This window comes from Acinetobacter sp. ANC_7654 (assembly GCF_056779855.1).
Genome location: NZ_JBWYIR010000003.1, coordinates 169,799 through 187,317, shown reverse-complemented (window position 1 = coordinate 187,317; position 17,519 = coordinate 169,799). Strand labels below are relative to the sequence as shown.

General features: G+C 38.3%; 16 protein-coding genes and 1 pseudogene. 11 read left to right on the top strand and 6 right to left on the bottom strand.

Annotated elements, in window-relative coordinates; genetic code table 11:
* The first annotated feature begins 110 nt into the window (after positions 1-110).
* Positions 111-434: a hypothetical protein gene (locus tag AC1M86_RS05250; RefSeq protein ID WP_481592687.1), complete on the top strand. Its 324-nt coding sequence runs from the start codon at positions 111-113 to the stop codon at positions 432-434.
* A gap of 245 nt (positions 435-679) precedes the next feature.
* Here AC1M86_RS05250 and AC1M86_RS05245 read toward each other — a convergent pair whose 3' ends face one another.
* The 4 genes from AC1M86_RS05245 to ilvA form a co-directional block, all read right to left on the bottom strand.
* Complete coding sequence (locus AC1M86_RS05245) at positions 680-2,029, bottom strand: TrkH family potassium uptake protein (protein ID WP_481588561.1); 1,350 nt, start codon at positions 2,027-2,029, stop codon at positions 680-682.
* Complete coding sequence (locus tag AC1M86_RS05240) at positions 2,029-2,685, bottom strand: potassium channel family protein (protein WP_035263698.1); 657 nt, start codon at positions 2,683-2,685, stop codon at positions 2,029-2,031. The genes AC1M86_RS05245 and AC1M86_RS05240 overlap by 1 nt, the downstream gene beginning before the upstream one ends.
* Before the next feature lie 107 nt (positions 2,686-2,792).
* The gene (locus AC1M86_RS05235; RefSeq protein WP_481591053.1) at positions 2,793-3,140 is read right to left on the bottom strand and encodes a hypothetical protein; all 348 of its coding nucleotides are present in this window, start codon (positions 3,138-3,140) and stop codon (positions 2,793-2,795) included.
* Between the two features lie 114 nt (positions 3,141-3,254).
* Entirely contained in the window at positions 3,255-4,793 is a 1,539-nt protein-coding gene (ilvA, locus tag AC1M86_RS05230) for a threonine ammonia-lyase, biosynthetic (RefSeq protein WP_481592685.1), read from the bottom strand.
* A gap of 104 nt (positions 4,794-4,897) precedes the next feature.
* Between ilvA and rpiA the strand changes: the two genes are divergently transcribed.
* From rpiA to AC1M86_RS05190, 8 genes and pseudogenes are all read left to right on the top strand, one after another.
* A complete protein-coding gene (rpiA, locus tag AC1M86_RS05225; RefSeq protein WP_481607416.1) occupies positions 4,898-5,569 on the top strand; it encodes a ribose-5-phosphate isomerase RpiA in 672 nt (223 codons plus the stop codon).
* Between the two features lie 112 nt (positions 5,570-5,681).
* Positions 5,682-6,365, top strand: coding sequence for a M48 family metallopeptidase (locus AC1M86_RS05220; RefSeq protein ID WP_481607415.1), 684 nt, complete (start codon positions 5,682-5,684; stop codon positions 6,363-6,365).
* Between the two features lie 646 nt (positions 6,366-7,011).
* Positions 7,012-8,061: an N-acetyl-gamma-glutamyl-phosphate reductase gene (gene argC, locus AC1M86_RS05215; RefSeq protein WP_481607414.1), complete on the top strand. Its 1,050-nt coding sequence runs from the start codon at positions 7,012-7,014 to the stop codon at positions 8,059-8,061.
* A gap of 76 nt (positions 8,062-8,137) precedes the next feature.
* A complete protein-coding gene (locus tag AC1M86_RS05210) occupies positions 8,138-8,887 on the top strand; it encodes a DUF6776 family protein (RefSeq protein WP_035263690.1) in 750 nt (249 codons plus the stop codon).
* 16 nt (positions 8,888-8,903) lie between these two features.
* Positions 8,904-9,317, top strand: a complete 414-nt coding sequence (gene clpS / locus AC1M86_RS05205) for an ATP-dependent Clp protease adapter ClpS (RefSeq protein WP_035263688.1) — start codon at positions 8,904-8,906, stop codon at positions 9,315-9,317.
* Between the two features lie 9 nt (positions 9,318-9,326).
* Positions 9,327-11,603, top strand: a complete 2,277-nt coding sequence (clpA, locus tag AC1M86_RS05200; RefSeq protein WP_481588198.1) for an ATP-dependent Clp protease ATP-binding subunit ClpA — start codon at positions 9,327-9,329, stop codon at positions 11,601-11,603.
* Between the two features lie 61 nt (positions 11,604-11,664).
* A complete protein-coding gene (locus tag AC1M86_RS05195) occupies positions 11,665-12,018 on the top strand; it encodes a YnfA family protein (RefSeq protein WP_092766358.1) in 354 nt (117 codons plus the stop codon).
* Between the two features lie 215 nt (positions 12,019-12,233).
* A pseudogene (locus AC1M86_RS05190) lies at positions 12,234-13,526 on the top strand (MFS transporter).
* 49 nt (positions 13,527-13,575) lie between these two features.
* On the opposite strand, the gene argF reads toward AC1M86_RS05190, so the two are convergent.
* Together argF and AC1M86_RS05180 are read right to left on the bottom strand one after the other, a co-directional pair.
* Positions 13,576-14,496, bottom strand: a complete 921-nt coding sequence (argF, locus tag AC1M86_RS05185; RefSeq protein WP_092766356.1) for an ornithine carbamoyltransferase — start codon at positions 14,494-14,496, stop codon at positions 13,576-13,578.
* Positions 14,497-14,614: 118 nt separating this feature from the next.
* A complete protein-coding gene (locus tag AC1M86_RS05180) occupies positions 14,615-15,268 on the bottom strand; it encodes a TetR/AcrR family transcriptional regulator (RefSeq protein WP_092766355.1) in 654 nt (217 codons plus the stop codon).
* Between the two features lie 219 nt (positions 15,269-15,487).
* Here AC1M86_RS05180 and prpB point away from each other — a divergent pair, with 219 nt between their 5' ends.
* Together prpB and prpC are read left to right on the top strand one after the other, a co-directional pair.
* Entirely contained in the window at positions 15,488-16,372 is an 885-nt protein-coding gene (prpB, locus tag AC1M86_RS05175) for a methylisocitrate lyase (RefSeq protein ID WP_035263679.1), read from the top strand.
* Between the two features lie 4 nt (positions 16,373-16,376).
* The gene (gene prpC, locus AC1M86_RS05170; protein ID WP_481591046.1) at positions 16,377-17,507 is read left to right on the top strand and encodes a bifunctional 2-methylcitrate synthase/citrate synthase; all 1,131 of its coding nucleotides are present in this window, start codon (positions 16,377-16,379) and stop codon (positions 17,505-17,507) included.
* Positions 17,508-17,519 lie beyond the last annotated feature (12 nt).

Sequence of the window (17,519 nt, the reverse complement as noted above, 5' to 3'; positions counted from 1 at the left end):
TCTCTAAAATCTAAGGTTGTTATATGTAGTAATGAATAAAGAGGGCTATTTAAAAATCTAAAAGCAATGGTTAAACTTATGTTTTATAGCACGTAATACTTAAGGTTGACATGGCTTATACAACAATTGAACTTCAAGATCCTCAAGAAAATGTACAGTGCCCGCATTGTCAACACGCTGTTATCGACTGGAATGAAGAGCAATATATTCAACCTTGTGATCATACATTGTTTATTGCTATGGACTTGGGATTTGAATTTATTTCAGATGAATTTGAAGCAACTATGCCTCGCACAGTAGATGAAATTCATGCAGATGATGAAAACTCGGATGTGTTTACTGAGATTACACGTTCTGATTTAGCTCAGTTTAAAATTTATAAAGTTGCATTGGGTGTCGAAAACCTCAATCGTTATATTGGTTTCCAATCATAATTTTTTTAATCACACGCATATGGTGAAAAGACTTGGAGTTACCTTGAGTCTTTTAATTTCTTTGTATTGGGTTATTGATTGCAAAGTTCTAAGTTTGTGTTAATTCATGATAAGTTCAATGCTTTGCATAAAGAAATCATGGCTATCATACATAAAACGCACTTATGGCTATAAACATCTGATCTATTTTTGGATTGGTTCGTGTTTTATCGATCAACTTCACTTTAGATCCAAGTGAATTCTATCTAACCCACTTGGATTTCAGCATTAGGATGACTCAACCTGCTTTTTTTAGGGGTTGCAATTAAATAAGCCAATGTCAAAGGACCGAGACGACCCGCAAACATCAGTATCATGAGCATATATAAACTTGCAGGTTGTAATTCTGAAGTAATACCTCTAGATAATCCGACTGTACAAGCCGCGGAAACAGCTTCAAATAGTAAATCTAGAAAACGTTTATTAGGCTCTAAAATTAACAGCGTAAAGAAACCAATGAAAATGAGCATAGCAGTTATGCTAATGACCGCAAGAGCTTTATAGGTGACCGTTGCGGGAATCGAGTGTTTAAAAACAGTGACTTCGTCAGCTCGTCTCAAAAACGTGATCACACTTAATACTACAATAATAAATGTACCTACTTTAATACCACCAGCAGTACTTAAAGATCCGCCTCCAATAAACATTAATAGCATAGTCACCAAGGTTGCTGGATCACTCATACTGGCCATATCAATACTATTAAATCCAGAGGATCGCGGTACTGTGGCATGAAACCAAGCATTTAATGCTTGGTCTCCAATTGACATTGGGGCGAGGGTCAATGGATTATTTGCTTCTAAACACCAAATCATAATAAAGGCAAATAGATTGAGTCCTGCGATAGTAGAAAGAATGAGTTTGCTGTTTGTTGAGAGTTTTTTCCACTTATGAGCGCGTTTGATATCCATAAGTACCACAAAACCTATTCCACCAATGATATACAACATACTTATGGTCAGTGTTACAGCATATTGACCTGAAAAGCTCATTAAGCTGTTTGGAAAAAGAGAGAAACCACCATTATTAAATGCTGAGATACTGTAAAAGGCTGCATAAAACAGAGCATCACTAAAATCGTAGTATTGAAGCCATGTAAATGTCAGGATGAATGTTCCAATCCCTTCGAAAAATAGAGAATACAATAAGACGGCTTTAACTGTGAACGAGGCCCTTGCTAAACTGGTTTGACCAATTGTTTCTTGAGCCATCACTTGTTGCTTTAAACCAAGTTTAGTGGAAAGGCTCAAAGCAGCCAAAATTGCGAAGGTCATGAATCCTAAGCCACCACATTGGATGAGTAGCATAATGATGAACTGACCAAAAGTCGTATATGCCTCGCCAATATTGACCACAGAAAGTCCCGTAATTGTCACAGCAGACGTGGCGGTAAATAAGGCTTCTAGCCAAGAGACATTTCCTTCGTGTGCAAAGGGAAGTTTTAGCAGTAATGTTCCAATGATAATAAAACTGAGGAAGCCCAAAGCAAGCAAACTTGGTGGACTCAAATTAATACTTTGCGTTTTTTTATTGATCAATTGATCATAAAATTTCATCATTTCGAAATAAATCTCGATGAGAGTTTACGTAAAAGATTGACAGGACCTTCAACAATTAAAATGTCATTTTTTTGCAGCAATGTACCAGGTGCGATGTCATAAATTACATGTGTGCCACGTTGTAATAATAATGTTTGTACGCCGTCGCTGTGCTCCATGATATCTTTAAATTCTACACCTTGTAGTTTTTCACCCACTTCCACTTTGACAATATAACGGTCATCATTCAACGCCATATAGCGTCTAACCATTGGGTAGCTTAATGATTGTGCAACGCGAATACCCATGTCTTCTTCTGGATGAATAATTTGACCAATACCGAGATGCGTCAAAATCATATGATGGGCTTTCGATTTTGCTTTTACTAGGATTTTTTCTACGCCTAAATTTTTAAGGTTGAGGACACATAGAATACTGGCCTCAATATCTTCTCCAATTGCGACAACGACGGCATCGCAATTCTGCACATTCAGTTCTCGAAGTACATGTTCATCTGTGGCATCGGCGATGACAGCATGACTGATGTTATCAGAGATATTTTCAACGTATTTTTTTTCAGTATCGATTCCAATCACATCATGTTTTAATTGAGTGAGTTCTAATGCAACTGTACCACCAAAGCTGCCTAAGCCAATTACTGCAAATAGCGCCATTGAATATCCTAAAATTTTAAAGATCAGAAAGTAATGATTTGATTTTAATTTCGCTTCGAGTGAGTTTATCTTGTTGATCTGAGTTGATTCAATTCATTTGTTGAGGATTATTTGTGATCACTATAAAAATAGTAAATCGTAATTGAAATCAATGTCCATGAAAGTGCTAAGTAAATATAAGTTAAATGAATATGATCGATCATAAAGTTAGCATGAACGAAACTTGTCATGAGCACAATTGCCATCATATATATCAACGTCATACGATAACGATAAATAGGTGCTAATCCCAACATGATATAGGGTAGTGCTGCATAACCTAAAAAAATAAAAACTTCGAGGAATTTGCTTACGGTGGTAACTTCAGGATATAGATATTTCGAAATAAACAGAATTGCGGAAAAGATGATCCACATGAGAAAAGGAATTACTACAAAACTGAACCATATTTGCATGATTTATCTTAATATCTAAAATTTTAAAGTGATCGTTTTTTCTATCTTTCGATTTTAATTGTATATCAATTATTGAATTAAAAAAGCCTGTCAAAATGACAGGCTGTATTGATTTTATTTGAGGAAACGTTGATAACCAAGATTATTGGTAATTTCTTCGTATGGATAATTGATACTTTCTAATGTTTCAACTAAACCATCAGGGTTTTGTTGTGCATCTTCAGCTTCGAGTCCAACCAATACACGACCTTCAGCCGCACCATGATTACGATAATGGAACAGGGTAATGTTATGCGTTGGACCAAGACGTTCCAAGAATGTTAATAATGCACCTGGACGTTCAGGAAATTCAACGCGGAATAAACGTTCATTTTCAATATCAGCATGACCACCGATCAGGTAGCGAATATGTAATTTGGCAACTTCATCATCAGATAAGTCATCCACATCGTACTGAAACTTTAATGTCTCGAATATTTCTTGACGTTCTTTTTCGCCGCTTTTTAAACTAATTCCAACAAATACTTGCGCTGCAGTCGCACTACTTGCACGGTAGTTGAATTCAGTAATATTTCGACCTTGAAGGGCACGACAGAAATTGAGGAATGCACCTTTTTGTTCAGGAATCGTGACAGCAAAAATAGCTTCTTTACGTTCACCTAATTCAGTTCGTTCTGCAATATATCGTAAACGGTCAAAGTTCATATTTGCACCGCATACAATTGAAACGATGTTTTTACCTTCTAAGCCGTGCTCAGCCACATATTTTTTAATACCAGCAAGTGCCATCGCACCTGACGGCTCAACAATACTACGGCATTCATCATAGGTGTCTTTAATTGCTGCGCATATTTCATCAGTATTCACAAGAACAACTTCTGGTTCTACGATTGGGCCTGAATTGTCAGATTTTTGCAGACGAATCACTTCAAAAGGTTTTTCACCGATTTGCGCCACAGCTGTACCATCGGCGAATAAACCAACTGAAGGCAGAATCACACGTTGATTTGCTTCTAAAGCGGCTTTTAAACAAGCTGACTCGTCATATTCCACAGGAATAACTTTTACATGCGGTGCAACATCACCAAGGTAAGCAGCAACACCTGCAATCAAACCGCCACCCCCAACGGCAACGAATACATAATCCACATCTCGCCATTGACGTAAAATTTCATTGGCAATTGTACCTTGACCAGCCATAACGAGTTCATCGTCATAAGGCGGAATAAAAGTCATTCCTTCTTCTTGTGCACGTTGAATTGCGTATTTATTTGCGATGTCAAAAGAATCACCATGAAGTACGACCTCACCACCTAAGCGCTTTACTGCTTGGACTTTAATGTCTGGTGTTGTCTTAGGCATCACAATAATCGCGCGAATTCCTAATTTTTTTCCTGAGAGAGCTACACCTTGAGCATGGTTACCAGCAGAAGCGGTAATGACACCTCGTTCTAGTTGAGCTTTAGGAAGTTGGCTGATTCTGTTGTAGGCACCGCGGAGTTTGAAAGAGAATACGGGTTGTAGGTCTTCACGTTTAAAACGAATATTATTATTAAGACGTTCACTAATTCGTGGTGCCGCTTCGAGTGGGGTTTCGATAGCAACGTCGTATACCGTTGCTTGTAAAATTTGTCGAACCAAACGAGACAGCATGTTAATTTTCCATCTAACAGTTTAAAATAGGCGCTTATTGTAACAAACCATAAGGCTTAGCGGTTTAAAATAACTGCAAAAGTCCAAATTAGTTGAGTGAAGTCATGAGTCTATATGCAACCCAAGATGAGAAAAAACAAGCAGCAGCACAAGCAGCTTTAAAACACTTGCCGAAAGGGGGCATTTTAGGCGTAGGCACAGGCAGTACTGTTAACTTTTTGATTGATTTACTTCCTGAACTTCATTTAGAAGCTGCAGTTGCAAGTTCGGAAGCGACTGCGCAGCGTTTGAAGAAGCTGGGTATTGAAGTGGTAGATATGAACTCAGTGGGTGGTCTTGATGCATATGTAGATGGTGCAGATGAGATTGATCGTCATATGCACATGATCAAAGGTGGTGGTGCGGCATTGACACGTGAAAAAATCGTGGCATCGATTGCAAAAAAATTCGTCTGTATCGTAGATGATTCTAAATGGGTAGATCAGTTGGGGCGTGATTTTCCACTTCCTGTTGAAGTGATCCCAATGGCACGTTCTGCTGTTGCTCGTAAAATTGTCTCTTTAGGTGGCGACCCAGCGTACCGTGAAGGTGTAGTGACCGACAATGGTAACGTGATTTTAGACGTGCATAACTTAAATATCTTAAATGCACTTGAGCTTGAAAAAACATTGAATGATATCCCTGGTGTGGTATGCAACGGTATCTTTGCTTTGAATAAAGCAGACATTGCGATTGTTGCGACCAACAACGGTATTGAAGAGCGTACAGCGATTTAATTTTAACTCCTTGACGAGCTAGTCTCCCTAAACTCCCTCTTTTTAACTAGAGGGGCTTTTCTTCCCCCTTTCTTAAAGGGGGAGATGGGGATTTAATAATTAAAGAATAACAATGACTTTATCCGACCTTCCTGATATTGAAATCACCAAAAGTATTCGATCGAAAAGACTACGTCTACGTATAGATGGAACGTCAATTCGTGTGACTGCGCCATGGTTTTGTACCCATAAACAAATACAACAGTTTGTTCAAGATTCAGAAGCTTGGATCGTTCAAACTTGGCAGGCACAACAAAGTAAAATTCAACAGATTGATCGCGTTTTACCTTTATCTTTACAGTTATTTAATTTAGAAAATTCTATTCAAATTCAATATATTCAGCAGAAATTAAACTATAAGTTTGATTCAGTGATGAATGAGCTGAGTGTGAGTGATCGTCAGCCTCAACAATATTTAAAAGCCTTTGTTATTGATTATGCTAAACAGCATCTGCCTGTATATCTGGCTCAAGTATCTGATCAGTGTGGTTTAGCTTATCATGGCTGTAAGATTCGTCAGCCAAAAACGCGGTGGGGAAGTTGTACAGCACGTCATGACATTATGTTGAATAGTGCTTTGGTGCTTTTTCCTCAGGAAATAACACGCTATGTTTGTGTGCATGAATTAGCACATACAAAGCATTTTGATCATAGTGCTCAGTTTTGGGCGGAAGTGGCGAAGTATGATCCAGATTTTAAACTTAACCGAAAAAAATTAAAAATAACGCCGTTGCCATATTGGTGGATGCATAATTAATTATTATGCTGGGATTGCTTTGTCGATATTAAAAAATCAATTGTTTAGCGCTAGTCAATTAGTCTGATTTGGCGACTGGTATTCTAAATTTTGGCTATCATGATTGCTCTGTTTGGTTAGTTTGTCACTAATATGCTCATAAGACGAATTGATGTGTGTTTTTTGATTCTAATTTTGTCTGTACCTGCTTTAATGCTTTATAGCATCCTCATGTATATTCTACTGAACCCGATTAATCCTATTCACTATCATTGGACGAACTATTTATCGCTTTTTGGCGGGGCTATAGCGTGGTTGATATTATCGATTATGGCAACTTTATGGATAAATCAAAAAAGGATTTCTAAATTGCTTTCCGTGAGTGGAGGGTTATGTTCGGTATGGGGGGTAACTCCTTTTGTTGTGAAACAGGATCCGATCGTATTTTTTGCTCTCCCAGGGTTTATATTTGCACTGTATTTATGCTATTTGAGTTGGCAAGAAAATCAATGAAGTCACATGATAGACTTTATTAGATGCTTAACAGAGCCATCTAAATTATTAAACTTATAAAATAACAGCATTCCCATATGAAAGGGTTCAGAAAGTCACAAGTTCCTGTCATACTACTGCCTGTAACGAATACAGTCATTTAGAGGTAGATATCGTGATTTCAGTTGGTATTGTTGGTGGTACAGGATATACAGGCGTTGAACTTTTGCGTCTTTTGCTGCGACACCCAAATGTTCAAGTGAAAGCACTGACTTCTCGTACTGAGGCTGGTCGTCGTGTCGATGATATGTTTCCAAGTTTACGTGGTCATACCGATCTAGAGTTTTCAGATTTAAGCTTAGATTTATTAAAGTCATGTGATGTTGTGTTTTTTGCTACACCACATGGTGTAGCGATGAAACACGCTGAAGAATTAGTAGCAGCGAATACAAAAGTAATCGATTTAGCCGCTGACTTTCGTTTGCAGGATTTAGCGCAATTTGAAAAATGGTACGGTATGGAGCATGATTGTCCAGATCTACTTAAAAATTCAGTGTATGGGCTTTCTGAGCTCAATCGTGAAAAAATTAAACAAGCTCAAGTGATTGGTAATCCTGGTTGTTATCCAACAACAGTTCAAATTGGTTTGGCGCCTGTACTGAGATCTTCAGAAGTATTGGTAAAACCTGAAAGTATTATTATTGATGCAAAATCTGGTGTATCTGGAGCTGGACGCAAAGCAAGTTTAGGCATGATCTATACTGAAAATGCTGATAACTTCAAAGCCTACGGTGTTGCAGGGCATCGCCATCATCCTGAAATTGTTGAAGCGCTTGAAAATATATCGGGACAGAAAGGTGTATTTGACAATATCCTTTTTGTTCCGCATTTGGTGCCGATGATTCGTGGCATGTTATCTACAATATATATCGACTTAACAGAAGCAGGTCAGCAAGCCGATTTGCAAGTAATTTACGAACAGTTCTACCAAAACGAGCAGTTTGTTGATGTTATGCCGGCAGGAAGTTCACCAGAAACTCGTTCTGTTCGTGGATCAAATGATTTACGTATTGCGTTGTATAAACCACAACCAACAAAGTTAGTCATTTTAGTTGCCCAAGATAACTTGGTGAAAGGTGCAGCAGGACAAGCTGTTCAAAACATGAATTTAATGTTTGGATTTGCGGAAAATGCAGGCCTTAACGTGATTGGTTTATTACCATAAAAAACCTTTTTTGACTTCACACACATTTAACTTTGCAGTTAAATGTGTGTTTTGATTTTATAAATTAGAGATGACGATGCAAAACTCAGAATCAAATAATACGTCACAGCATAAAGATGAAAAAAATATCGGTTTTTTTCAATCGAATAAACCCCTTATGGCGGGTGGAATCATCTTATGTGCAGGCAGTTTACTTCTGGGCTATACGGTTGGTCATCGTCAAGGTCTAACTGTAGTTGGTTATGATGCTGACGCGGAACAATTGGTTGAAGTTGTCGAAAAACAAAAAAAAGAATTATCTGAGCTGAATAAGAAATTAAATACCTCAGTTCAAGAACGTGATGTTGCTGTAACTAACTCAAATGATATGTATGCTGCATTAAATCAAGCCAACGCTGAAAAACTTCAAATTGAAGGTCAGAGTGCGATTTTCCGAGAAGTGCTGAGACAACGTGGTGGATTAAGTTTAACAGTGCAAAATTTAGCTGTTAAGTCGCTTCCAGAAAATGTATATGAATATCAGGTTGATTTAGTTCAAGTCAGTCCGAATAAACGTAAAGCATCTGGTGAAATTGAAATCAGATTAATTCAAGGTACGGAAGTCTTGGTTGTTCCAATTTCAGAAAAATCATTCAATTTCGACCATTATCAGCGATTAACTGGTCGTTGGACGATGCCAAAAGGCTTTACGCCCCAATTTATTGAAATCCGTGTAAAAGGCTCAAGTGCTCAAACCAAGCGCTTTAGTTGGCAACGTGGTGAAGCAATCGAATCAACTGCTGCATTTGCAGCTGAAGTACCGCAAGCTGCGGCAAATTCTCAATAATAGATTATAGAGTGCTATGCGAAGTAATAAACGTCATAAATGTCTCAATGACATTAAATTATCATTTCAACAATCTGGATTGGTGGATTGGCACTTCAATCCACGATTGAGTGATGCACAAAATGATGAAGCCGATGGCGATTTAGCTGTAGCAACAGCACCACCGCAATTTAAGCGACCTCCCTTATACAATGTGGTATTGTTGAATGATGATTACACGCCAATGGATTTTGTAATTGAAATTTTACAACAATACTTTGCATTGAATCTTGACCAAGCTACCGAAGTAATGCTAACAGTACATTATCAAGGGAAAGGTATCGCAGGTGTCTATCCTAGAGACATTGCTGAAACCAAGGCGAATCAAGTCAACAATTATGCGCGCTCTCAAAGTCATCCATTGCTTTGCCAGATCGAGCCACAAGAATAAGGGGATCACATGCTCAGTCGTCAATTAGAAGTATCACTGCGTTTGGCTGTTAGCATGGCTCGTCAAAAGAGACATGAGTTTCTTACAGTTGAACATTTGTTACTCGCACTTTTAGATAATGATTCTGCCGTGAATGCACTAAAAGCCTGCGGTGCAGAAATTGTCAGTTTGCGTAAAGAACTTGAAGAGTATGTAGAGCAACATACGCCTAAATTAGGCGATAATGCTGAGCAAGCGCCTCATCCTACAGAAAGCTTTGATCGTATATTGCAACGTGCAATTTTCCATGTTCAGTCTAGTGGTGGAGATCGGACAGTTGAAGGTGCAGATGTACTGGTTGCAATGTACTCAGAAAGAGATTCATTTGCGGTTTATTTGCTAAAACGCCACCAAATCAATCGTCTTACTTTAACTCAATATCTTTCACACGGTGCGCGTAAGGAAGATGTTCCAGCTGAAGAAGAAACGGATGACTTAGATGGTGAAAACTCAGCCTCAGCAAATGCAGGTCCATTAGAACTTTATACCCTAAATCTCAATGCAGAAGCTTTAAAGGGTAAAACCGATCCTTTGATTGGTCGTGAAAAAGAAATTGAGCGTGCAGCTCAAATTCTATGTCGACGTCGTAAAAACAATCCGCTTTTGGTGGGTGATCCAGGTGTGGGTAAAACATCCATAGCAGAAGGTTTGGCTTGGCTGATTGTTAACAATAAAGCACCAAAGCCACTGTTGAATGCGGAAATCTATAGTTTAGATATCGGTGCACTTGTTGCAGGTACAAAATACCGTGGTGACTTTGAGAAACGATTAAAGCAATTGTTAAATGCCCTAAAGAAGAAGCCCGAAGCAATTTTGTTTATTGATGAAATTCATATGATCATTGGTGCAGGCTCAAGTATGGGTAGCACTATGGATGCATCGAATTTAATCAAACCTGCATTGGCAAATGGTACTTTACGTTGCATTGGCTCAACAACGTTTCAAGAATATCGTCAAGTTTTTGAAAAAGATCATGCATTATCACGCCGTTTCCAAAAAATTGATGTTAATGAGCCATCAATTAATGAAACAATTGATATTCTTCGTGGACTCAAGTCTAAATTTGAAGAATTTCATAAAGTTCAATATGATGATGCAGCTCTTGTTTCTGCAGTTGAGTTATCGGCTAAATTTATCAATGATCGCTTCCTCCCAGATAAAGCGATTGACGTAATAGATGAAGCAGGGGCACAACGACGTTTGAGAGCTGATCAAGATAACACTTTGATTACAGTTGAAAATATTGAAGATATTGTTTCGAAAATTGCACGAATTCCACCTAAAACTGTGTCTAAAGATGATAAATCTGTACTTGAGCACTTAGAGCGTGATCTTAAACGAGTTGTATTTGGTCAAGATGAGGCGATTACCGCATTATCCTCTGCAATTAAATTGTCACGAGCTGGGCTTAAAGCACCAGATAAGCCAGTTGGTAGTTTTGTATTTGCAGGACCTACTGGTGTAGGTAAAACTGAGGTAACAAAACAACTTGCAAAACTACTCGGTGTTGAACTAGTCAGATTTGATATGTCTGAATATATGGAACGCCATGCGGTTTCACGTTTAATTGGTGCACCTCCAGGTTATGTTGGTTTTGATCAAGGTGGCTTACTGACTGACGCAATACATAAAAATCCACATTGTGTATTGTTATTGGATGAGATTGAAAAGGCACATCCTGATGTGTTTAATTTATTGCTGCAAGTCATGGATCATGGTTCATTAACTGATAATAATGGTCGTAAGTCAGACTTCAGAAATGTCATTATAGTGTTAACAACGAATATTGGCGCTGAAAGTATTTCCCGTACAAGTATTGGTTTTACAGAGCAAGATAATAGTCGTGATAATCAGGAAGCAATGAAGAAGGCATTTACACCAGAGTTTAGAAACCGCTTAGATGGGGTTATTCAATTTAAAGCTCTACCTACGACAGTAATCGATTCTGTAGTAGATAAATTCCTTACAGAACTTCAAGCTCAACTTGATGACAAAAAAGTTGTTTTAGAAGTAGATCAGTCTGCACGAGATTGGTTAAGTGAAAATGGTTATGATCGTCTGATGGGTGCTCGTCCAATGCAGCGTTTGATTCAAGAGCATTTGAAAAAGCCGCTTGCTGAAATGATTTTATTTGGTGAGCTGGCTGAAAACGGCGGTAATGTAGCAGTAACAGTTAAAAAAGAAGATGGCAAAGCTGTTGGATTAAAGTTGGAAGTATTTGAAGATTCTGCAGCTGAACCAGCATAGTGTGTTATTAATTGTATTAAAGCCCGTTTATTTAAACGGGCTTTAATTTTTGGGTGAAAGTATGGACATACAAGTTACAAAAGTAATATCTACGACAGCTTTATTTTTTCTGACAGCACTGATGGAAATATTAGGGTGTTACTTTCCATATTTGATCCTAAATCAAGGGCGTTCGCATTGGTTGTGGCTACCCACTTTTGTCGCACTCGCTGCTTTTGTGTGGTTATTGACTTTGCATCCAGCAGCATCAGGTCGAATATATGCTGCATATGGAGGTATTTATATTTGTTCGGCATTGTTGTGGTTAAAGTTTGTGGATCAAATGGATCTTACTAAATGGGATATCATTGGTGGCGGAGTGGTTATTTTCGGGGCGCTGATTATCATTTTACAGCCACAAGGCTTAATTCGGTGAGCTGTTATAGGAGAAAGTCTGTTTAATTAAATTAATAATAAATCGACCTTGAATATTTTTGATAAAAATTTAGAAGCCTATTTAATAAAATTTACATAAAGGCTTTTTAAATTGGCATGAAATAGGCATATATTTTCCGCCTATAATTTTGAAATACTTCAGAGTTTCATCATTATTCGACAATAAACAATGTAATTAGAATAAGGATTTTTCATTTGTCTACAACATATTCCAAGCAAGAAAAAACCAGCCGTATCAAAGGAATTATTGGTGCAGCTTCTGGTAATTTAGTTGAATGGTTTGATTTTTATATATATGCAGTATTTGCTGTATATTTTACCCAAGCTTTAACTGCGCCAGATATGGATAGTTCTACCCAAGCCATCTATGTGTGGGGTGTATTTGCAGCAAGCTTTTTTATGCGACCTATCGGTAGTTGGCTTTTTGGTCGAATTGCAGATAAACACGGTCGAAAAAAATCAATGGTCATCTCAATTATATTGATGGCTATAAGTTCTTTCATGTTTGCAGCGTTACCAACGTATGAGCAAGTGGGTATGGCTGCACCGTTTTTATTATTAATGGTTCGATTGCTTCAAGGCTTATCCGTTGGTGGTGAATATGGTGCTGTGGCGACTTATATGAGTGAATTGGGTTTAAAAGGTCAACGTGGCTTTTTTTCATCATTTCAATACGTAACGCTCACGGGTGGTCAACTCCTTGCAAGTTTATTGGGTGTAATATTCTTAGCTTTTATGTCTGAACAGTAGCTTTATGATGGGGGATGGCGAATTCCATTTATTATTGGTGGTGTTGCAGCAATTTTATCTTTATTAGCGAGAAGTAGATTAGAAGAGACTTTATCCAGTGATGAAAGTGATAAAGAAGATTCTGGTACACTTCGTGAGCTTTTTAAAAATCACTGGAAAACTTTCCTTTTGGTAGTTGGTTATACTTCAGCAGGCTCTCTTAGTTTCTATGTGATTACAGTTTACTCAAAAACTTACCTTACCAACATTGGAATAGATCCTAAAACGGTAGGGTTGATGATGACAGCCTGTATTTTTGTACTCATGGTGGCACAACCATTCTTTGGTGCATTATCAGATCGTATTGGTCGCAGAAATTCTATGCTGTTATTTAGTGGTCTAATGGCTATATTTATCTACCCAGTCATGGCAATCGGGATGAGATATTTCAGCGAAACTCCATTCATTGTCGCGATGCTTCTGATTTTCCTTATGCTATTGCTTAGTTTGTATACCTCTATTGGTGGAATTGTAAAAGCTGAAATGTTTCCTCCGCATGTTCGTGCGTTGGGTGTAGGTTTCTCTTATGCGATAGGTAATGCTGTATTTGGTGGTTCTGCACCTTCTGTTGCCTTACAGTTTAAGGCCGCAGGAATTGAAAATTCATTTTTTATTTACGTGATCATTATTTTAATCGTATGTTTCTTTTGTAGTTGGCAACTTCCCAAAGAACCTAAATATTTAAAAGATGATCATTAAGATTTAGAAAATAAAAAAGCACCCGAGGGTGCTTTTTTAGTGGATGAAATTAATCTTTTTTTAAGCTTTCATTGATGAGGAACTCAACAAGTGCTTTTTGAGCGTGAAGGCGGTTTTCAGCTTCATCCCATACCACAGCATTTTTGTGATCGAGCATATTTTCTGAAATTTCTTCACCGCGATGGGCAGGTAAACAGTGCATAAATAAACAGTCTGGATGAGCAAGATCCATTAGACGTTCATTGACTTGAAAATCAGCAAAAGCTTTTTCACGAATTTTTTGCTCTTCTTCTTGTCCCATGCTGGCCCAAACATCAGTAACGATAAGGTCGGCATTCACTGCAGCATCTTCAGCAGAGTCTACAACTTCGGCGCAGTGCGCGAATTCAGAGAGAAATTCAGGTTTTGGTTCATAACCTTTTGGTGATGCAATCTTAAGTTTAAAGCCCCACATATGTGCAGCTTCGATATATGAGTTACACATATTATTACCATCACCAATCCACGCAACGGTTTTGCCTTGGATAGCGCCACGGTGTTCTACGAATGTTTGAACATCAGCAAGCAATTGGCAAGGGTGGTGATCATCGGTCAGTGCATTAATAACTGGGACTTTAGAATATTCTGCAAAACGTGTGACAATATCGTGGCCAAAAGTACGAATCATCACAATATCAAGCATGCTTGAAATAACGCGAGCTGAATCTTCAATCGGTTCGCCGCGACCTAATTGCGTATCCCGGGACGAGAGGAAAATTGCGCTACCACCAAATTGGGTCATACCAGCTTCAAAAGAAACACGGGTACGTGTGCTCGATTTTTCAAAAATCATTCCCATTACTTTACCAACAAAGGGTTGGTAGACTTCATGATTATGCTGCATGCGTTTTAATTCTATAGCACGATCAATAATGCGATTTAATTCTGCAGTTGAAAGGTCACGTAAAGTAAGAAAATGTCGTAGAGCCATGGTTACTCCACAATCATTGTTTCGTCAAAATAGTGAATGAGACGACCAATAATTGTTGGTTGATGAAAAAAAACGAGAATCGACTAATATACTATATGTAAAGAGAATTGCAAAAAAACTAGACTTTTTGGTGCCCATCTAGGAAGCGATCGACAGAATAGCTGATGTATTCGATGGTTTCTTGATCGGTTTCAAGTACTGGTATCCCCATTAAAATTTTCCATTCTAAATTTCTTAAGATTCCAAAATATAATTGAGCAGAAAATAAAGGATTTTCACATTTTAACACACCAAGTTTATGCGCATTTTCTAATGCATTTGCGATCGCTAACTGGATATGTTTAGGGCCTTTTTCGTGCAAATAAAGAGCAAGTTCTGGATTTTTTTGGGATTGCTCAATCACGAGGCGCATAAAGGCAGTATGATCTTCTTTTTTAATGTGGCGATGAAAGTTAAGTAGTGTATGTATCAGATAAGATCTAAAATCGCCATGATCTGGATCATATGCAACACAGATATCTTTAAAAAAGAGTTCACGTCGATAATCACATATAGCAGTAAAAAGGCCTTCTTTGCCGCCAAAATATTTATAAATAGATGCTTTGGAGCCTCCAGCATGTTGAACAATATCATCCAAAGACACAGCATCGTAGCCACGTTCCAAGAATAGCGTATTGGCGCTTAGCAATAATGCTAAACGTCGTTCTTGACCACGGCGAGTATGGGGCATATCACAACCAGAAGTTTCAATATGCGGAAATGGATGTTGCATGCAGTAACAATAGCGAAAAATGAAATTGAAGATGGAGTATAACAAATTAAAGCACTTAACGCCTGACACTCAAAATAATAACAAAATCAAAAAATGAATGATAATTCATTTTTATATGACTAAAGTTTTAGAGCAAAAATACTAAACGGTCATATATCAAACTAAATTTATAGATATACTAAAAACTCGATAATTATAGTAAACACTGTGGAAAGGAATATGACAGAACAATCGTCTGCAGGCTTAAGATTTAGACAAGCATTAGAAGTGGAAAAGCCATTACAAATCATCGGAACTGTAAATGCATATGCAGCAATGATGGCAAAACAAGTTGGCTATAAAGCAATTTATCTATCAGGCGCAGGTGTTGCAAACTATTCCTATGGTCTTCCTGATTTGGGAATGACGAGTTTAGATAATGTGCTTGAAGATGTTCGTCGTATCACTGAACGTGTAGATACGCCTTTACTTGTGGATATTGATACAGGTTGGGGCGGTGCATTTAATATTGCACGAAGTATCAAGCAAATGATCGCTGCTGGAGCTGCTGCTGTTCATATTGAAGACCAAGTTGCGCAAAAACGCTGCGGACATCGTCCTAATAAAGAAATTGTGTCTCAACAAGAAATGGTAGACCGTATTAAGGCTGCTGTTGATGCAAAAACTGATTCTAATTTTGTGGTCATGGCACGTACGGATGCGCTGCAAAAAGAAGGCCTTCAAGCCGTCATTGATCGTGCATGTGCATGTGTTGAAGCTGGAGCTGATGCTATTTTTGCGGAAGCGATGACTGATATAACGATGTATAAAACAGTTTGTGATGCTGTAGGTGTGCCTGTGCTAGCGAATATCACTGAATTTGGTGATACCCCTTATTATACGACCGAAGAGCTAGCAGAACAGGGAATTTCAATGGTGTTATACCCATTGTCTGCGACACGTGCGATGCAGAAAGCAGCATTAGAAGTGATGCATTCAATTCGTAAAGACGGCACGCAAGTGAATGTTATTGATAAAATGCAACAACGAAAAGAATTATACGAGTTCCTTGATTATCATACTTTCGAAAACACACTAGATAAGCTATTCACTCAGGAGAAATAAAAAAATGGCTGAAGGAAAAGTATTGACTGGCGCAGGATTGCGTGGACAAGTCGCAGGTAAAACAGCACTTTCAACCGTTGGGAAAAGTGGTGCAGGCTTAACATATCGTGGTTATGATGTTCAAGATTTGGCGGAAAATTGCCAATTTGAAGAAGTTGCATATTTAATTTTCTTTGGTGAACTACCGACGGCGCAACAACTTGCGGACTATAAAGCAAAACTAAAATCACTTAGAGCGTTACCACAAGCACTAAAAGAAGTGCTTGAGCGTATTCCAGCAGATTCACATCCTATGGATGTTATGCGTACAGGTGTTTCTATGTTGGGTAACTTAGAAACAGAACAGTCCTTTGGTGAACAGCAAGATATAGCTGATCGTATTTTGGCAACATTGCCAGCCATTATTTGTTATTGGTATCGATATAGCCATGATGGTGTTCGTATCGAAGAAAATACTGATGACGACTCAATTGGTGCTCAATTCTTGCATTTATTGCGTGGCGAAAAACCTAATGAATTACATGAACAAGTCATGAATGTTTCTTTAATTCTCTATGCAGAACATGAATTTAACGCTTCAACATTTACGGCACGTGTGTGTGCTTCGACGTTATCAGATTTACATTCGTGTATTACAGGTGCTATTGGTTCTTTGCGTGGTCCACTGCATGGCGGTGCAAATGAAGCGGCAATGGATATGATTGAGCAATGGAAATCTCCTGAAGAAGCTGAGCGCGAAATGCTGGGTATGCTCGAACGCAAAGAAAAAATCATGGGCTTTGGTCATGCAATTTACAAAGACAATGATCCACGTAATGGGATTATTAAGGTATGGTCTGAGCGCTTGGCTAAGGATGTAGGAGATACTGTTTTATATCCAGTATCAGTACGTTGTGAAGAAGTCATGTGGCGAGAGAAAAAATTATTCTGTAATGCTGATTTCTTCCATGCTTCTGCTTATCACTTTATGGGTATACCAACGAAACTATTCACGCCAATTTTTGTGATGTCTCGTGTAACAGGATGGGCGGCACATGTGATGGAGCAACGTGCGGACAACCGTATTATTCGCCCAAGTGCGGATTACACAGGACCTGAATTGCGCAAAGTTTTACCAATTGAACAGCGTGCTTGAAAAGCATAATAA